Genomic DNA, 15,710 nt, shown 5'->3' on the forward strand with positions numbered 1-15,710 from the left:
CATGCGACACCCGACCCGTCTGATCCCGCTCGCCGTCACGCTGCTGGCCTGCGCCTTCCTGCTGGTGCCCATCGTGCAGTCGGTGCTGGCGGGGCTGACCGTGAACTATTTCCGCGGCCTGTCCTCCGGCCTGACCCTGAAATGGGTGGGCGAGGTCTGGGGGCTTTACGCCTCCAGCATCCTGCTGTCGATCTGGCTGGCGCTGGCCTGTCTGGCGGTGACGCTGGTGCTGGGCGTGCCTGCCGCCTATGCGCTGGCCCGCCGTCCCGGTCGCGCCGCGCGCGTGCTGGAGGAGTTCATCTCGCTGCCGCTGGCCGTTCCCGGTCTGGCGCTGGCGCTGGCACTGCTGCAGCTTTATGGATCCTATAGCGGGTTCCGCACCAGCTGGGCCTTCATCCTTGTCGGCCATGTGCTTTACACGCTGCCGTTCATGGTGCGCTCCGTGCTGGCGGTGCTGGCCGCCATCGACCTGAAAACGCTGGAGGAGGGGGCGGCCACGCTGGGCGCCGGTCCGGCGCGGCGCTTTGTCGACATCGTGGTGCCCAATGCCCTGCCGGGCATTCTGGCCGGGGCGCTGACCGTGGTCACGCTGTCCATCGGGGAATTCAACCTGACATGGATGCTGCACACCCCCTATCTGAAAACGCTGCCGGTGGGGCTGGCGGACAGCTACGCCTCCATGCGGCTGGAAATCGCCTCCGCCTATACGCTGGTCTTCTTCGTGATGATCGTGCCGCTGCTGGTGGCCATGCAATGGGCCAGCGCCCGTGCCCAGAGGATCCTGTCATGACCCTGTCCCTGTCCCGCGTCGCCAAGACCTTTGCCGGTGGCACCAAGGCGCTGCTGCCCACCGATCTGACCATCGCGCCGGGCGAAATCCTGTCGCTGCTTGGGCCCTCCGGCTGTGGCAAGACCACGCTTCTGCGCATCATCGCCGGTCTGGAACAGCCCGATCCCGGCGCCCGGGTGCTGTTCGACGGCGAGGAGGTGACGGCGCTGCCGGTGGAACGGCGCCGCATCGGCATGGTCTTCCAGTCCTATGCGCTGTTTCCCAACATGTCGGTGCGGGCCAATATCGGCTACGGGCTGAAGATGCAGGGGCTGGCGCGGGCCGATATCGACGCCCGGGTCGACGAGGTCACGGCGCTCTGCCAGCTGCAGCCCTATGCCAGCCGGGCGGTCACGGCGCTGTCGGGCGGGCAGCGGCAGCGCGTGGCGCTGGCCCGTGCCATCGCGCCGCGCCCCCGGGTGCTGCTGCTGGACGAGCCGCTGTCGGCGCTGGATGCGGCGCTGCGCGGCCAGCTGCGCGACGAACTGGCGCTGCTGCTGCGCAGCTTCGGCATCACCGCGATCTTTGTCACCCACGATCAGGACGAGGCCATGGCCATCGCCGACCGCGTGGCGGTGATGCGGGCGGGGCAGGTGGCGCAGATCGGCACGCCGGAGACGCTTTACCGCAACCCGGCCTCCGGCTTTGTCGCCCGCTTTGTCGGCGGGGCGATGCCGCTGCGCGGGCGCGTCTCCGGGGATCACCTGCATCTGCCGGGCGGCGCTTTGCGGCTGCGCCCCGGCGCGGCGGGCCAGCAGGTGTTCGTGCGGGCCGAGGATATCCGGCTTGACCCCGAGGGCCCGCTGGCCGCCCGGGTCGAGGCGGTAACCTTTCTGGGCACCCATTACCGCCTCGCGCTGTCGGGGGCGGCCCCCGACCTTTTGACCGCGCTGCATGCCGGGCACAGCGCGCCCAGACCCGGCGAGGCCGTGCGCCTGTCCATCGCGCCCGACGCGCTCCTGTCCCTGCCTGCGGAAGACCACGCCTGATGTCCAGTTTCATCCAGATCACCGACCCCCATATCGTCGCCAAGGGCGCGCTGGTCTGTGGCCGCTCCGACACCGCCACCGCGCTGCGGCTGGCGGTTGCCACCATCAACGACCGGCTGCCGCTGCTGGAAGGGGTCGCCTGCGCGATTGTAACCGGCGATCTGACCGATCACGGCACCCCCGAGGAATACGCGCATTTCCTCGAAATCATGGCGACGCTCGATCTGCCTTGGCTGGCGGTGCCGGGCAATCACGACCAGCGCGCCGCGATGCGTGCGGCCTGTGCCGGGGCATCGTGGCTGCCTGCGGAGGGACCGATACACTGGCAGCGGGATTTTGGCCCTTACTCGGTGATCGCGCTCGACACGCTGCTGGAGGGCGCGCATCACGGGCGTCTCTGTGCCGAAGGACTGGCGTTTCTGGACAGCGCCCTGACCGCCCTTGGCGACCAGCCTGCGGTGATCGCCACGCATCATCCGTGGCTGCCTTCGGGGATTCCGGCGATGGATGCGGACAACCTGCATAACGGGGCCGCGCTGATGGCCCGGCTGGAGGCGCATCCCGGCCCGGTGCGGATGATCTCGGGCCATGTGCACCGGGCAGTGACCGGGCAGATCGGGCGAATCCCCTGCCAGATCGCGCCCGCCCCCTGTCATGCCGTGGCGCTGGACCATCGCGCGGGGCGGGATCCGGGGCTGGTGCTGGAACCGGGCGCGGTCACCCTCTATCGCTGGCACGAGGTGCCGGGGCCCTGCCTGACCAGCACCCTGCTGCCCTTGGGCCGGTTTTCCGGACCATGGCCCTTTGACTGACCCAAGCGTGACGGCGGGGCCGGAGCCGGTCCTGCCGCGCCACAGGGCGCACCAACGCGCGCGCCAAGAGGTGCCGCATTATGAATGAGATACAGGAAGGGGGATGGTGCTGTGAGAGAGGATTGAACTCTCGACCTCACCCTTACCAAGGGTGTGCTCTACCACTGAGCTACCACAGCCTATGTCCCTCCAGATTGCTGCTCCAGAGAAGACCCTGGATCAAGCGGCTCTGGAAAAGCCTTTGCTTTCATCGCCTTTCCCGGAATTCCCTGCGCTGCTTCGTAGAAGCGCCGGGCGCCGGGTTGGCGTGGCGCGGTGATTAGACTCAAAGTTCCGGGGGTGCAAGCGCAATCTGGACGGTTTTTCGTCCCTCGTTTAAAGAAGGCACATGGAGCGCAAGACAGGCACCCCCAAATCCCCCGCCCCAACCCGGGAGGACCGGCTCAAAGCCGCCCTCAAGGCGAATCTGGCGCGCCGCAAGGCGCAGGCCAAGGCGCGGGGCGGGACAGAAAAACCAGCTCCGGGGCAGAGCAGCGAAAAGGACGGCTGAAGCATGGATTCCATTTTGGTGACGGGCAACGGTCCGCTCTCGGGGCAGATCCCCATCGCAGGTGCAAAAAACGCCTGCCTGACACTGATGCCCGCCACGCTGCTGTCGGACGAGCCGCTGACGCTGACCAACGCGCCGCGGCTGTCGGACATCCGCACCATGACGCTGCTGCTGCAGTCGCTGGGCGCCGAGGTGCAGGCGCTGAACGACGGTCAGGTGCTGGCGCTGTCGAGCCACGCGCTGACCTCGACCCGGGCCGAATATGACATCGTGCGCAAGATGCGCGCGTCGATTCTGGTGCTGGGGCCGCTGCTGGCGCGGCATGGCGAGGCGCAGGTGTCGCTGCCCGGCGGCTGTGCCATCGGCGCGCGTCCGGTGGATCTGCATCTGCGGGCGATGGAGGCGCTGGGGGCCGAGATGGATCTGCGCGACGGCTATGTGCATGCCAAGGCGCCTGCGGGCGGGCTGCGCGGCGGCGTCGTGCGCTTTCCGCTGGTGTCGGTGGGCGCCACGGAAAACGCGCTGATGGCGGCGGTGCTGGCGCGCGGGACAACCGTGCTGGAAAATGCCGCGCGCGAGCCGGAGATCGTGGATCTGGCGCAGTGCCTGCGCAAGATGGGCGCCCGGATCGAGGGCGAGGGCACGTCCCGGATCGAGATCGAGGGTGTGGACCGGCTGGGCGGCGCCACGCATCGCGTGGTCACCGACCGCATCGAGCTTGGCACCTATATGCTGGCCCCGGCGATCTGCGGCGGCGAGGTGGAATGTCTGGGCGGGCGCATCGATCTGCTGCAGGCCTTCTGCGAAAAGCTGGACGAGGCGGGGATCTCGGTCGAGGAAACCGCGACCGGGCTGAAGGTGGCGCGCAAGAATGGCCGGGTGCGGGCGGTGAACGTGGTGACGGAGCCGTTCCCCGGCTTTCCCACCGACCTGCAGGCGCAGATGATGGCGCTGCTCTGCACCGCCGAAGGTGACAGCGTGCTGGAAGAGAAGATCTTTGAAAACCGCTTCATGCACGCGCCGGAACTGATGCGCATGGGCGCGCGGATCGACGTGCATGGCGGCACGGCCCGGGTGCGCGGCGTGGAGGCGCTGCGCGGCGCGCCGGTGATGGCGACCGATCTGCGGGCCAGCGTGTCGCTGATCCTTGCCGGGCTTGCCGCCGAGGGCGAGACGGTGGTCAGCCGGGTCTATCATCTGGATCGCGGCTATGAGCATGTAGTCCGCAAGCTGCGCGGCGTGGGCGCAAAGATCGAAAGGATCAAGGGCGAGTGACCAGAGATGCACGATTCGAGGATGCGGGCGGCCAGCCGCTGAATCTGGGCGCGCTGGATGCCGAGGATCTGCAGGTGCTGTCGGCGCTGCTGCAGGATTCGGTGCTGACGGTGGCGGACATGTCCTTCGAGCGGCGGCAGCGGCGGCTGGTGCTGCTGGTGAACCGGCTGCGCCGCGAGGAGGGCGCCGAAGGCCTGCCGCCCGAGCGGGTGCGCGCGGTGCTGGTGGTGGAGCATGTGCTGGGCGTGGCCAGTCAGGGTGTCCAGCGCGAGGCGCGCGACACGGTGCTGTCGCTGCTGTCGGTGGGGTTCGAGCCGGGCGAAGACGGCGCGGGGTCGGTCATCTTCACGCTGGCCGGCGACGGGGTGCTGCGCGCCACGGTGGAGGCGCTGGAACTGCGCCTGCGCGACGTGACCCGGCCTTACAATGCCGTCTCGGGCAAGCTGCCGCGCCATCCCGACTGAGCGGCGCGGCAGGCGTCGGGCGTCGGGGTTTTGCCCGCCCGTCCGCCCCGGACAGATCCGGAGAGAGGGGGCGCTGCCCCCGTCGCCTGCGGCGACTCCCCCGGGATATTTGCAGTCAGAAGAAGCGGGGGCGCGCGGCTCTTGCGCTTGAGGCGGGGGCGGCGGGGCGCTATGTCCGCCCAAAGCCCTGAAAGGAAGTGTTCATGCCCGTCTTTCTTGACACGCGCGAGCCGGATTTCGAGATCGATTTTGCGCGTCTTCTTGGCGCCAAGCGCGAGGACAGCCCGGATGTGGACGACACGGTCGCCGCGATCATCGCCGACGTGCGCGCGCGCGGCGATGCGGCGGTGCTGGATCTGACCCGGCGCTTTGACCGGCTGGATCTGACCGCCGACCGGCTGGCCTTCACGCCCGCGGAGATCGCGGAGGAATGCGCCCGGGTGCCTGCCGCCGAGCGCGCGGCGCTGGAAACGGCGGCGGAGCGGATCCGCGCCTATCACGTGCGCCAGATGCCCGAGAATGCGCGCTGGACCGATCCGGATGGTGCGACGCTGGGCTGGCGCTGGACGCCGGTGGCGGCGGCGGGGCTTTACGTGCCGGGCGGGCTTGCCAGCTACCCGTCCTCGGTGCTGATGAACGCCATTCCCGCCAAGGTCGCCGGGGTGGAGCGGCTCTGCATCGCGGTGCCCACCCCCGATGGCGTGGTCAACCCGCTGGTGCTGCTGGCCGCGCGCATCGCCGGGGTCGACGAGATCTACCGCATGGGCGGCGCGCAGGCCATCGCGGCGCTGGCCTATGGCACCGAGACCGTGGCGCCGGTGGACAAGATCACCGGCCCGGGCAATGCCTTTGTGGCAGCGGCCAAGCGGCGGGTCTTTGGCAAGGTCGGGATCGACATGATCGCGGGGCCGTCGGAGATTCTGGTCATCGCCGATGGCGACAACGATCCCGAATTCATCGCGCTTGACCTGCTGAGCCAGGCCGAACATGACGAAAGCGCGCAGGCGATCCTGCTGACGCCCGATGCGGAATTCGGCCGCGCCGTGGCCGCCGAGGTGGAGCGTCTGCTGCAAGTGCTGGAGCGGCGCGCCATCGCCGCGGCCAGCTGGCGCGATTTTGGCGCCATCGTGGTCACCCGCGATCTGGCGGAGGCGGCGGCGCTGTCGGACCGGGTGGCGCCCGAGCATCTGGAACTGTGCGTGGCCGATTCCGAGGCGCTGGCGGCGCGGATCCGCCATGCGGGCGCGATCTTTCTGGGGCAATGGACGCCGGAGGCCATCGGCGATTACGTGGGCGGCCCCAACCATGTGCTGCCCACGGCGCGCTCGGCGCGCTTTTCCTCGGGGCTGTCGGTGCTGGATTTCCTCAAGCGCACCACGCTGGCGCAGATGTCGCCCGCAGCCCTGCGCGCCATCGGCCCCGCCGCCGAGGTGCTGGCGCGGTCGGAAAGCCTGCAGGCGCACGGGCTGTCGGTCACGGCCCGGCTGCGCAAGCTGAACGGCTGATCCCCGCAGCGGCGGTCCCGGCCCGGTGCCGGGACCGCATCGCTGCATTGCGGGGGCGGGCGGGCCGCGCTACTGCTGGGCAACCGCGCAAGGACGATGCCATGAGCCATATCGCCCATATTGACCTCGACGATGCCAACCTGCCCGCGCCCACGCCCGAGATCGAGCAGGAGCGCCGCGTCGCCATGTTCGACCTGATGGAGCGCAACCGCTTCATCCTGCCCGCGCGCGAGGACCGGGCAGCGCCCGCCGGGCCCTACCGGCTGGGGCTTGCCATCCGCGAGAAGCGGCTGGTCTTCGACATCGCCACCGAGGCGGGGGAAAAGGCGGCGGAATTCCATCTGTCGCTGTCGCCCTTCCGGCAGGTGGTGAAGGATTACTTCCAGATCTGCAAAAGCTATTTCGATGCGGTCAAGACCGCCGCCCCCAGCCAGATCGAGACCATCGACATGGCCCGGCGCGGCATCCACAACGAGGGCGCGCGCATCCTGCAGGAGCGGCTGGAGGGCAAGGCCGAGGTGGATACCGACACCGCCCGGCGGCTGTTCACCCTCATCTGCGTGCTGCATTTCGGGGGCTGAGCCTTGCCGCAACTGCCGCAATCGGTGCTGTTCTGCTGTGACCACAACGCCGTGCGCTCGCCCATGGCCGAGGGGATCATGAAGAAATTCTACGGCACCGGCACCTATGTGCAGTCGGTGGGCGTGGTCAACGATCTGGAAATCGACGGCTTCGCCATCGCCGTCTGCAAGGAGATCGGGGTGGAGCTGTCGCGGCACCGTGCCCGCAGCTTCGAGGAGATGGAGCAGATGGGAGAAACCCTGTCGGGCTTCGACCTGATCGTCGCCATGTCGCCCGCCGCACAGCGCGCGGCGCTGGAACTGACGCGGTTCTATCACTTGACCGTGGAATACTGGCCGATCATGGATCCGACCGGGCTTGGCGAAACGCGGGAAACCAAGCTCAACGCCTATCGCCAGACCCGCGACCAGATTCACGACAAACTCAAGGCCCGATGGGGGGGACAATGACAGCAAGCGACATCATCCGGCGCTATTTCGACGCTTTCAACGCCAAGGACACGGCAGCCATGCTGGCCTGCCTCGATCCCGAGGTGGCCCATCACGTCAACGAAGGCGAGGTGCGCACCGGCACCGAGAAATTCGCCGCATTCTGCGCCCACATGACCCGCAGCTATGACGAGACGCTCACCGACATGGTGGTGTTCGAGGCCGAAGGCGGCACCCGCGCCGCCGCCGAATACATCGTCAACGGCACCTATCTGCAGACCGATGAGGGGCTGCCCCCGGCGCGCGGCCAGACCTACCGGCTGCCTGCGGGCTCGTTCTTCACGCTGAAGGACGGGCGCATCAGCCGGGTCGTGACCTATTACAACCTTGCCGACTGGGTGCGGCAGGTCGCATGACCGAGGTGCGGGTGCTGACGGGCGCGGCGCTCGACGCCGCGCTCGAGGATGTGGCGCGGCTGCGCATCGCGGTGTTCCGCGACTTCCCCTATCTCTATGACGGGGATCTCGAGTACGAACGCGGCTATCTGGAGACCTATCGCGACAGCCCCGGCGCGGTGCTGGTCGGCGCCTTCGACGGCGCGCGGCTGATGGGGGCTGCCACCGGCACGCCGATGGAGGACCACGCGGAGGATTTCGCCCAGGCCTTCGCCGGGACTGGCCTCCCGCTTGCAGAGATCTTCTACTGCGCCGAATCGGTGCTGCTGCCGGAGGCGCGCGGTCAGGGCATCGGCCACCGGTTTTTCGACCTGCGCGAGGCCCATGCCCGCGCGCTTGGCCGCCGCTACAGCGCCTTCTGCGCCGTCGAACGCCCTGCCGGTCACCCGGCGCGGCCCGCAGGTTACCGCCCGCTCGACCCGTTCTGGCGCAGACGCGGCTACGCGCCGCTGCCGGGGGTCGCAGCCAGCTTCCGCTGGACCGATCTTGGCGACAGCGCGCAGAGCGACCACCGCCTCAACTTCTGGCTGCGCGACCTGCGCGATCCCCCGGTTTCCATTGGCTGAAAATATCCCGGGGGAGTCCGCCCCCGGCGGACGGGGGCAGAGCCCCCTCTTTCATGTCAGTCCGCCTGTGGCGGACGGGGGCAGAGCCCCCTCTTTCATGTCAGTCCGCCCCCGGCGGACGAGGCAGAGCCCCCATCAACACCACCGCTCCCGGAAAGGACCACGCCCATGAAAATCGCCACCGCCGCCTATCCCATGGACATGCTCGCGGACTGGGACGCCTATGTGCACAAGCTCGGCACCTGGGTCGCCGAGGCTGCGGGGCAGGGGGCGCAGCTGCTGGTCTTCCCGGAATATGGCGCGATGGAACTGGCCACGCTGGCGGGCGCCGCCACGGCGGCGGATCTGGAGGCGTCGCTGCATGCCGTCTCGGATCTGGTGCCTGCGGCGGATGCGCTGCATGCCGATCTGGCGGCGCGGCACGGGGTGCATATCCTTGCCGCTTCCGCCCCGGTCTTTGATGCCACGATCTCGGCCCGTCCGGTGAACCGCGCCCGGCTTTTCACGCCCGGCGGCGCCATGGGCGCGCAGGACAAACAGATCATGACCCGATTCGAACGCGAGGACTGGAACGTGGTGGGGGGCGGCCCGCTGCAGGTCTTCGACACCGCGCTGGGGCGCATCGGCATCCTGATCTGCTATGATTCGGAATATCCGCTGCTTGGCCATGCGCTGCGCGAGGCCGAGCTGCTGCTGGTGCCCTCCTGCACCGAGGCGCTGGCAGGCTACAGCCGGGTGCGCATCGGCGCCATGGCCCGGGCGCTGGAACAGCAATGCGTCAGCATCATGTCCTCGACCGTGGGGCTCTGCGACTGGTCGGAGGCGGTGGACACCAATTCGGGCCGGGGCGGCGTGTTCGGCCCACCGGACAGGGGGTTTCCCGCCACCGGCGTGCTGGCCGAAGGGGTGCTGGACCAGCCCGGCTGGACCTATGCGACGCTGGACCTTGACGCCATCGCGCGGGTCCGCGACGATGGGGGGGTGCTGAACCGCAGCCATTGGACCGACCAGTCCGGGCGCGACGGCCCCGCAGTGCTGCGGGCGCTGCGGTGACGCTGTTTCAGCGTCCTGCAATTGCACCCTTGAAAATTGCACCGTTCGGGCGCATATCGTATCGCGTTCCGTCATAGCCACGGAACGGTAAGTCTAGGAGACAGCATGGCCAAGGAAGACACGCTCGAATTCCCCGGTGTCGTGAAGGAACTCCTGCCCAATGCGACGTTCCGGGTCGAGCTTGAAAACGGCCATGAGATCATCGCACATACGGCAGGCAAGATGCGCAAGAACCGCATCCGTGTTCTTGCAGGCGACAAGGTTCAGGTGGAAATGACCCCCTATGATCTGACCAAGGGCCGGATCAACTATCGCTTCAAATAAGCTCCGCGCGGATCCGGCACAGGCTGCGGGATCCGTCAGCGGAGGCGGCCCGGGTCCGGGCCGCGCACAGACCGCGGGGGGCCGCCTATGAAACTTGTTCTTGGCTCCGGCAGCCCGCGACGGCGCGACCTGCTCGCGCAGCTTGGCGTGACCGCAGACGCCATCCTTCCGCCCGACATCAACGAAGATCCGATGCCGGGCGAACTGCCCCGCCCCTACTGCATCCGCCTCGCGCGGGAAAAGGCGCTGGCCGTGGAGGCGGCGGAGGATGACATCGTCCTGTCCGCTGACACCACCGTGGCGCTGGGGCGGCGCATCCTTGGCAAGCCGCGCGACGCGGGCGAGGCGGCGGAGTTTCTGACCGCGCTTGCGGGCCGTCGTCACCGGGTCGTCACCGCCGTGGCGGTGCGGCGCGGATCCCGTCTGTGGGAACGCGACGTGGTCACGCAGGTGAAGATGAAACTGCTCTCCAACCTTGAACTCAACGCCTATCTCGCCACCGGCGACTGGCAGGGCAAGGCGGGCGGCTACGGCATTCAGGGGCCTGCGGGCGCCTTCATCCCGTGGATCAACGGCAGCTTTCCCGCCGTCATGGGACTGCCTCTGGCGGAAACCGCGCATCTTCTGGCCGCCGCAGGCTATCCGCTTTACCGGGAGACCGACGCATGAAGGGCCGCACCATCGCGCTGGACCATCTGACGCAGCAGGGGGAGCAGGTCGAGGCCGCCGCCCTGATCGTCGATGGCGTGCTGCAGGATCTGCTGATCGACAGCGACCACCCCCGCCCCGGCACCATCTATCGTGGCGTGGCCGAACGCCCGATGAAGGGGCAGGGCGGCATGTTCCTGCGCACCCCCGACGGGTCCGCCTTTCTGCGGCAGGTCAAGGGGCTGGCGCCGGGCCAGCCGATCCTCGTGCAGGTCACGGGCTTTGCCGAACCGGGCAAGGCCATTCCGGTGACCACGCGGATCCTGTTCAAGTCGCGTTATGCCATCGTCACCCCCGGCGCGCCCGGGCTCAACGTGTCGCGCCAGATCAAGGATGACGACCTGCGCGACCAGCTTCTGGAAATCGCGCATGAGGTGATGACCGGCGAAGACGGGCTGATCCTGCGGTCGGCCTGTGACGGCGCCGATCCCGACGACATCGCCGAAGACATCGCCGCCATGGCGCAGCTTTGCGCGCAGGTCATGGCCGACACCAGCGGCGAGGCGGAAACGCTGGTCGAAGGCGACAGCCCCCATGCGCTGGCGTGGCGCGACTGGGAAAAGGCCGATCTGGATGCGGGCCCCGGCAGCTTTGACCGGCACAGCGTGCATGACATGATCGAGACGCTGCAAAGCCCCGACGTGCCGCTGTCCGGCGGCGGGTCGATGCGGATCGAACCCACCCGCGCGCTGGTCGCGGTGGATGTGAACACCGGCGCCGACAGCTCGCCCGCAGCGGGGCTCAAGGCCAATGCCGCCGCGCTGAAGGAACTGCCGCGCCAGCTGCGGCTGCGCGGACTGGGCGGACAGGTCATCGTCGATCCGGCGCCCATGCCCAAAAAGGACCGCCGCGCGCTGGAACAGGTGCTGCGCGCCGCGCTCAAGGCCGATGCGACCGAAACCATCCTTGCGGGCTGGACCCAGCTGGGCCTGATGGAAATCCAGCGCAAGCGCGACCGCGTGCCCCTGACCGAGGTGCTGAGATGAGCTGTCCGATCTGCGGCAAACCGACCGAGACCAAATACCGTCCCTTCTGTTCCGGGCGCTGTGCCGATGTGGATCTGGCGCGCTGGATGTCGGGCAGCTACGCCGTGCCCTCGACCGATCCGCAGGATGTCGAAGAGGCGCTGGAAGCGGCGGAGCGTGAACTTTCCCGGCTCTCCGACACCCCGACCAAGCAGACAAGGCATTGACCATGATTGCAGACACGCCCGGCCTTCTGGACGCCATCCGCGCCCGCTTTGCCCATGTGGACAGCTGCCCCTTCACCGGGCCGCGCATCTTCTTTGAAAACGCGGGCGGCGCGCTGACGCTCAGCGCGGTGGCCGAAACCTCGGCCCGTTTTGCCGCGATCCCCGACAATCAGGGCCGCGACAATCCCGCTTCCGCCGCCTTGGGAGAGATCATCGCCAAGGCCAAGGAAGACGCGCGCGGCTTTTTCAACGCCCCCGAGGGCGGGCAGATCTTTGTCGGCGAAAGCGGCACCGAACTGCTGTTCCGGCTCATCGCCGATGCCTGTCTTGGCGCGCCCGAAGGCGGGGTGGTGCTGGGCTCGACCATCGAACACCCGGCCTCGCGCAGCGCCGCCGCCCGCTGGTCCGAAGTGGCGGGCAAGCGCCATGTGCTGATCCCGCATGACGACGCCACGGGGCTCGTCACCGCCGAAGCCTATGCCGCTGCCGTCACGCCGGACGTGCGCGTGGCCACCATCCTGCACACCTCGCCCGTCACCGGCATGAGCATGGATCTGGCCGCCATCGCCGCCGCGATCCGCGCCGTGGCGCCCGAGGCCTATATCATCGTGGACGGCATCCAGCATGCCTGCCATGGCGGCATCGACCTGACCGCGGCAGGGGTGGATGGCTATGTGATCTCTCCCTACAAGGTGTTTTCGCGCCATGGCTACGGGCTCGCCTATGCCTCGGACCGGCTGTCGGCCCTGCCGCATAACGCGCTGATGAACGGGCCGAAGGGCACGTGGGAACTGGGCACGCGGGATACCGGCGCCTATGCCACCTTCTCGGACGTGGTGGACTATTTCGAATGGCTGGGCGGTCAGGTCAGCGACGCCACCGATCCGCGCGAGCTGATCGTGGCGGCGGGTCACGCCATCCACGAACAGGAGGCGCGGCTCTGTCAGGTGGCGCTGCATGGCACCGGCAACCTCAAGGGGCTGGCCGAACTGCCCGGCGTCACCATCGTTGGCGGCATCGACAATGCCGCGCGCGAAGGGCTGGTCAGCTTCTATGCCGAGGGGCACCCTTCGCCCGAGATCGTGGCGGCGCTGCGGGACGAAGGCATCCGGGTGCATACGCGCAAGGCGGACCATTACTCCGGCAACGTGCTGACGCCGCTGGGGCAGGCCGACTGCGTGCGCGTGTCCTTCTGCCATTACAATTCCGAAGCCGAGGTGGCGGCGCTGCTCTCCGCCATGGCCCGCATTCTGGACTGACCGCCAGCCCGGCACGCCCCCGGAGACGGGGCGTGCCAAAAGGCGGTTGCGGTCGCGCGGCGGGCGCGCCAAGGTTCGCGCCATGACCGCCGAAACTTCCCCCCTGTTGCGCACCGTCGGCATTGATGGCCTGCTGGTCAGCTTTGGCGACCGGCTGGACGAGGCCGCCAACCGTGCCGCGCTTGCCTTTCGCGCCGCGCTTGAGGCCGAAGACTGGGAGGGGGTGACCGAGCTTTCCTCCTCGCTGGTGTCGACCTATCTGCGCTTCGATCCGCTGGCGCTGTCTCATGCCGACCTTGAGGCGCGGCTGCGCCCGCTGATGGCCTCGCGCGACTGGCGCGAGGCGCCGCTGCCGCAGGGACGGCGGCTGCACCGCATCCCCACCGCCTATGGCGGCCAGCTTGGCCCGCAGCTGGCGGAGGCCGCCGGTCTCGCCGACATGACCGAGGCGCAGGCGGTGGAGGCGCTGTCGAGCGCGCGGGTGCGGGTTACGGCGCTGGGGTTTGCGCCCGGCCAGCCCTATCTGGGCGAGCTGCCGCCGGTCTGGAACATCCCCCGCCAGCAGGCGCTGACCCCCAAGGTGCCCAAGGGCGCGCTGGTGCTGGCGATCCGGCAGTTCGTGATCTTTTCTGTGACCGCCCCCACCGGCTGGCGCCATGTGGGCCAGACCGCAGCGCCGCTGTTCCGCATGGGCCATGCCCGGCCCTTCCTGCTGGCGCCGGGGGACGAGGTGGAATTTCCCGCGCTGTCCGAGACGGAGTTTGACCGGCTTGCCGCCGATCCGGATGGCGGCGTGACGTCGGAGGTGCTGTCATGAGCGGCGGGCTGCGGGTGCTGTCGGTCGGCCCGGCGGTGACGGTGCAGGATGCGGGCCGCCCCGGCTGGATCGGGCAGGGCCTGTCGCGCGGCGGCGCCATGGACCGGCAGGCCTTGGCCGAAGCGGCGGCGCTGCTGGACCAGCCGCAGGGCGCCGCGCTGGAAATGGCCGGAGCCGGGGGCCGGTTCGAGGCGCTGTCGGATCTGCGCATCGCGCTGACCGGGGCGCCGATGCGCGCGCAGATCGACGGGCAGCCGGTGGTCTGGCACGCGGTGCATGCCCTGCCCAAGGGCGCGGTGCTGGATCTGGGGCCGGTGACCGCGGGGGTTTACGGCTATCTGAGCCTTGGCGGCGGGTTTGATCTGCCGATGGTGCTGGGGGCGCAGTCGGCGCATCTGACCGCAGGGCTGGGCGCGCGGCTTGAGCCCGGCGAGGTGCTGCCTGCGGGGCCGGATCGCGGCGGGCCGACCGGGCGCAAGCTTGCCGTGGAGGACCGGTTCTCCGGCGGGCTGCTGCGCCTTGTGACCAGCCTGCAGACCGGGCTTTTCCCCGAAGAGCAGCGCGACCGGCTGGGGCGGACCCGCTTTGTGCGCGATTCCCGCGCCAACCGCATGGGCGTGAAGCTGGTGCCGGAAGGCGAGGGCTTTGGCGTCGAGGGCGGGCTGTCGGTGGTGTCCGAGGTCATCACCCCGGGCGACATCCAGATCACCGGCGATGGCGCGCCCTTCGTGCTGATGGCGGAATGCCAGACCACCGGCGGCTATCCCCGGCTGGGCACGGTCATTCCCGCCGATCTGCCGCGCGTGGCGCAGGCGCCCGCCGGGGCGGATCTGCGGTTCCGCTTCGTGACGCTCGACGAGGCGCTGGCGGCGGAGGTGGCGCATCGCGCGCAGATGGCGGGGCTGCGCGGGCAGGTGGCGCCTCTGATCCGCCACCCGTCCGAGGTGCGCGACCTGCTGAGCCTGAAACTGGTCAGCGGATTTTCCAATGGCGAGCATCACGATCACTGAGGAGGGCAGGACATGCCAAGCGTCGATCTGAACGCGGATATGGGCGAAAGCTTTGGCCCTTGGGTCATGGGGCAGGATGCCGCGCTGCTGGAGGTCATCACCTCCGCCAACATCGCCTGCGGCATCCATGCCGGGGACTGGGACGTGATGGCGCAGACCATGCGCGTGGCGGTGGCGCAGGGCACCGGCATCGGCGCGCATCCGGGCTTTCCCGACCTGCAGGGCTTCGGGCGGCGGCGGATGCAGATCGCGGGCGAAAGCCTGAGCAATCTGGTGGCGTGGCAGCTTGGGGCGGCGCAGGCCATGGCGCGCGCGGCGGGCGGTTCGGTGCGGCATCTGAAGCTGCACGGGGCGCTGGCCAATATGTGCGCCGAGGACGAGGCGCTGGCTCGGGCCGCCTATGAGGGCGCGCTGCGCGTCGATCCCGACATCATCATCATGGTGCTGGCCGCCACCGCGCAGCAGCGCGCGGTGGAGGGGCTGGGCTGTGCCTGGGCGGGCGAGATCTTTGCCGACCGCGCCTATAACGACGATGCGACGCTGGTGGACCGGGCGCTGCCCGGGGCGGTGATCCACGATCCCGATCTTGCGGCGCGGCGCATGGTGGAGATGGTGCAGGCGGGTGCCATCGTCACGGAAAGCGGCGCGCGGATCCCGGCGCCGGTGGACACGATCTGCCTGCATGGCGATGGCGCCACCGCCCTGCAGATCGCCCGCGCAGTGCGCGCGGCGCTGGAGGCGGCGGGCGTGACGCTGGCGCCGTTTGCGGGCCGTCGCGGCGCCGCGGGCTGAGGACGGGCCCGCCCGCCAGAGCGGGCTGAGGGGAGAAGAGGGGGCGCTGCCTCCGCCCGCCAAAGGCGGGCAAAAGGGGAAAGAGGGGGCTCTGCCCCCG

20 protein-coding genes and 1 tRNA gene are annotated in these 15,710 nt (G+C 69.2%); 20 read left to right on the forward strand and 1 reads right to left on the reverse strand.

The genetic code is table 11. The annotated features are described in order from the left end of the window. Position 1 precedes the first annotated feature (1 nt). Genes VK682_RS06235 through VK682_RS06245 form a run of 3 tightly spaced genes read left to right on the forward strand, consistent with a single transcriptional unit; the run spans position 2 to position 2,630 of the window. A complete protein-coding gene (locus VK682_RS06235; RefSeq protein ID WP_089843166.1) occupies positions 2-790 on the forward strand; it encodes an ABC transporter permease in 789 nt (262 codons plus the stop codon). Further along, positions 787-1,818, forward strand: a complete 1,032-nt coding sequence (locus tag VK682_RS06240; protein ID WP_230795851.1) for an ABC transporter ATP-binding protein — start codon at positions 787-789, stop codon at positions 1,816-1,818. The genes VK682_RS06235 and VK682_RS06240 overlap by 4 nt, the downstream gene beginning before the upstream one ends. Beyond that, complete coding sequence (locus VK682_RS06245) at positions 1,818-2,630, forward strand: phosphodiesterase (protein WP_230795849.1); 813 nt, start codon at positions 1,818-1,820, stop codon at positions 2,628-2,630. The genes VK682_RS06240 and VK682_RS06245 overlap by 1 nt, the downstream gene beginning before the upstream one ends. Before the next feature lie 104 nt (positions 2,631-2,734). Here the strand turns inward: VK682_RS06245 and VK682_RS06250 are convergent. Further along, positions 2,735-2,809 (reverse strand) — tRNA-Thr (locus VK682_RS06250). A gap of 209 nt (positions 2,810-3,018) precedes the next feature. Here VK682_RS06250 and VK682_RS06255 point away from each other — a divergent pair. From VK682_RS06255 to VK682_RS06335, 17 genes are all read left to right on the forward strand, one after another. Continuing rightward, on the forward strand, positions 3,019-3,180 hold the full coding sequence (locus VK682_RS06255; protein WP_165616716.1) for a hypothetical protein: 162 nt from the start codon (positions 3,019-3,021) through the stop codon (positions 3,178-3,180). 3 nt (positions 3,181-3,183) lie between these two features. Beyond that, positions 3,184-4,455: a UDP-N-acetylglucosamine 1-carboxyvinyltransferase gene (murA, locus tag VK682_RS06260; protein ID WP_230795847.1), complete on the forward strand. Its 1,272-nt coding sequence runs from the start codon at positions 3,184-3,186 to the stop codon at positions 4,453-4,455. After that, positions 4,452-4,919: a DUF2948 family protein gene (locus VK682_RS06265; protein ID WP_230795845.1), complete on the forward strand. Its 468-nt coding sequence runs from the start codon at positions 4,452-4,454 to the stop codon at positions 4,917-4,919. Before murA ends, VK682_RS06265 begins: the two co-directional genes overlap by 4 nt. Before the next feature lie 203 nt (positions 4,920-5,122). Further along, positions 5,123-6,424 (forward strand): histidinol dehydrogenase, encoded by a 1,302-nt coding sequence (hisD, locus tag VK682_RS06270; protein ID WP_230795844.1) that lies wholly within the window; start codon positions 5,123-5,125, stop codon positions 6,422-6,424. A gap of 101 nt (positions 6,425-6,525) precedes the next feature. Next, on the forward strand, positions 6,526-7,005 hold the full coding sequence (locus tag VK682_RS06275; protein WP_089843145.1) for a UPF0262 family protein: 480 nt from the start codon (positions 6,526-6,528) through the stop codon (positions 7,003-7,005). Between the two features lie 3 nt (positions 7,006-7,008). Further along, positions 7,009-7,455, forward strand: a complete 447-nt coding sequence (locus tag VK682_RS06280) for an arsenate-mycothiol transferase ArsC (protein WP_089843142.1) — start codon at positions 7,009-7,011, stop codon at positions 7,453-7,455. Further along, positions 7,452-7,850 carry a ketosteroid isomerase-related protein gene (locus VK682_RS06285; RefSeq protein ID WP_230795843.1) on the forward strand — a complete coding sequence of 133 codons (399 nt, stop codon included), beginning with the start codon at positions 7,452-7,454 and terminating at the stop codon, positions 7,848-7,850. Before VK682_RS06280 ends, VK682_RS06285 begins: the two co-directional genes overlap by 4 nt. Next, complete coding sequence (locus VK682_RS06290) at positions 7,847-8,455, forward strand: GNAT family N-acetyltransferase (protein ID WP_324781574.1); 609 nt, start codon at positions 7,847-7,849, stop codon at positions 8,453-8,455. The genes VK682_RS06285 and VK682_RS06290 overlap by 4 nt, the downstream gene beginning before the upstream one ends. Positions 8,456-8,623: 168 nt before the next feature. Continuing rightward, positions 8,624-9,508, forward strand: a complete 885-nt coding sequence (locus VK682_RS06295; RefSeq protein WP_230795841.1) for a carbon-nitrogen hydrolase family protein — start codon at positions 8,624-8,626, stop codon at positions 9,506-9,508. 105 nt (positions 9,509-9,613) lie between these two features. After that, positions 9,614-9,832 carry a translation initiation factor IF-1 gene (gene infA, locus VK682_RS06300; RefSeq protein WP_005978431.1) on the forward strand — a complete coding sequence of 73 codons (219 nt, stop codon included), beginning with the start codon at positions 9,614-9,616 and terminating at the stop codon, positions 9,830-9,832. A gap of 87 nt (positions 9,833-9,919) precedes the next feature. Beyond that, positions 9,920-10,501: a Maf family protein gene (locus VK682_RS06305; RefSeq protein WP_230795840.1), complete on the forward strand. Its 582-nt coding sequence runs from the start codon at positions 9,920-9,922 to the stop codon at positions 10,499-10,501. Beyond that, positions 10,498-11,526: a ribonuclease E/G gene (locus VK682_RS06310; protein ID WP_089843124.1), complete on the forward strand. Its 1,029-nt coding sequence runs from the start codon at positions 10,498-10,500 to the stop codon at positions 11,524-11,526. Before VK682_RS06305 ends, VK682_RS06310 begins: the two co-directional genes overlap by 4 nt. Beyond that, positions 11,523-11,732 (forward strand): DNA gyrase inhibitor YacG, encoded by a 210-nt coding sequence (locus VK682_RS06315; protein ID WP_089843122.1) that lies wholly within the window; start codon positions 11,523-11,525, stop codon positions 11,730-11,732. The genes VK682_RS06310 and VK682_RS06315 overlap by 4 nt, the downstream gene beginning before the upstream one ends. Positions 11,733-11,734: 2 nt before the next feature. After that, the gene (locus VK682_RS06320) at positions 11,735-12,991 is read left to right on the forward strand and encodes an aminotransferase class V-fold PLP-dependent enzyme (RefSeq protein ID WP_089843119.1); all 1,257 of its coding nucleotides are present in this window, start codon (positions 11,735-11,737) and stop codon (positions 12,989-12,991) included. 82 nt (positions 12,992-13,073) lie between these two features. Beyond that, the gene (locus tag VK682_RS06325) at positions 13,074-13,808 is read left to right on the forward strand and encodes a 5-oxoprolinase subunit B family protein (protein ID WP_230795839.1); all 735 of its coding nucleotides are present in this window, start codon (positions 13,074-13,076) and stop codon (positions 13,806-13,808) included. Next, the gene (locus VK682_RS06330) at positions 13,805-14,818 is read left to right on the forward strand and encodes a 5-oxoprolinase subunit C family protein (protein ID WP_230795838.1); all 1,014 of its coding nucleotides are present in this window, start codon (positions 13,805-13,807) and stop codon (positions 14,816-14,818) included. Before VK682_RS06325 ends, VK682_RS06330 begins: the two co-directional genes overlap by 4 nt. Positions 14,819-14,830: 12 nt before the next feature. Continuing rightward, positions 14,831-15,610, forward strand: a complete 780-nt coding sequence (locus VK682_RS06335; protein ID WP_230795836.1) for a LamB/YcsF family protein — start codon at positions 14,831-14,833, stop codon at positions 15,608-15,610. The last annotated feature ends 100 nt before the right edge of the window (positions 15,611-15,710 follow it).

The organism is Salipiger marinus, from assembly GCF_035481585.1.
Classification (GTDB): domain Bacteria; phylum Pseudomonadota; class Alphaproteobacteria; order Rhodobacterales; family Rhodobacteraceae; genus Salipiger; species Salipiger marinus.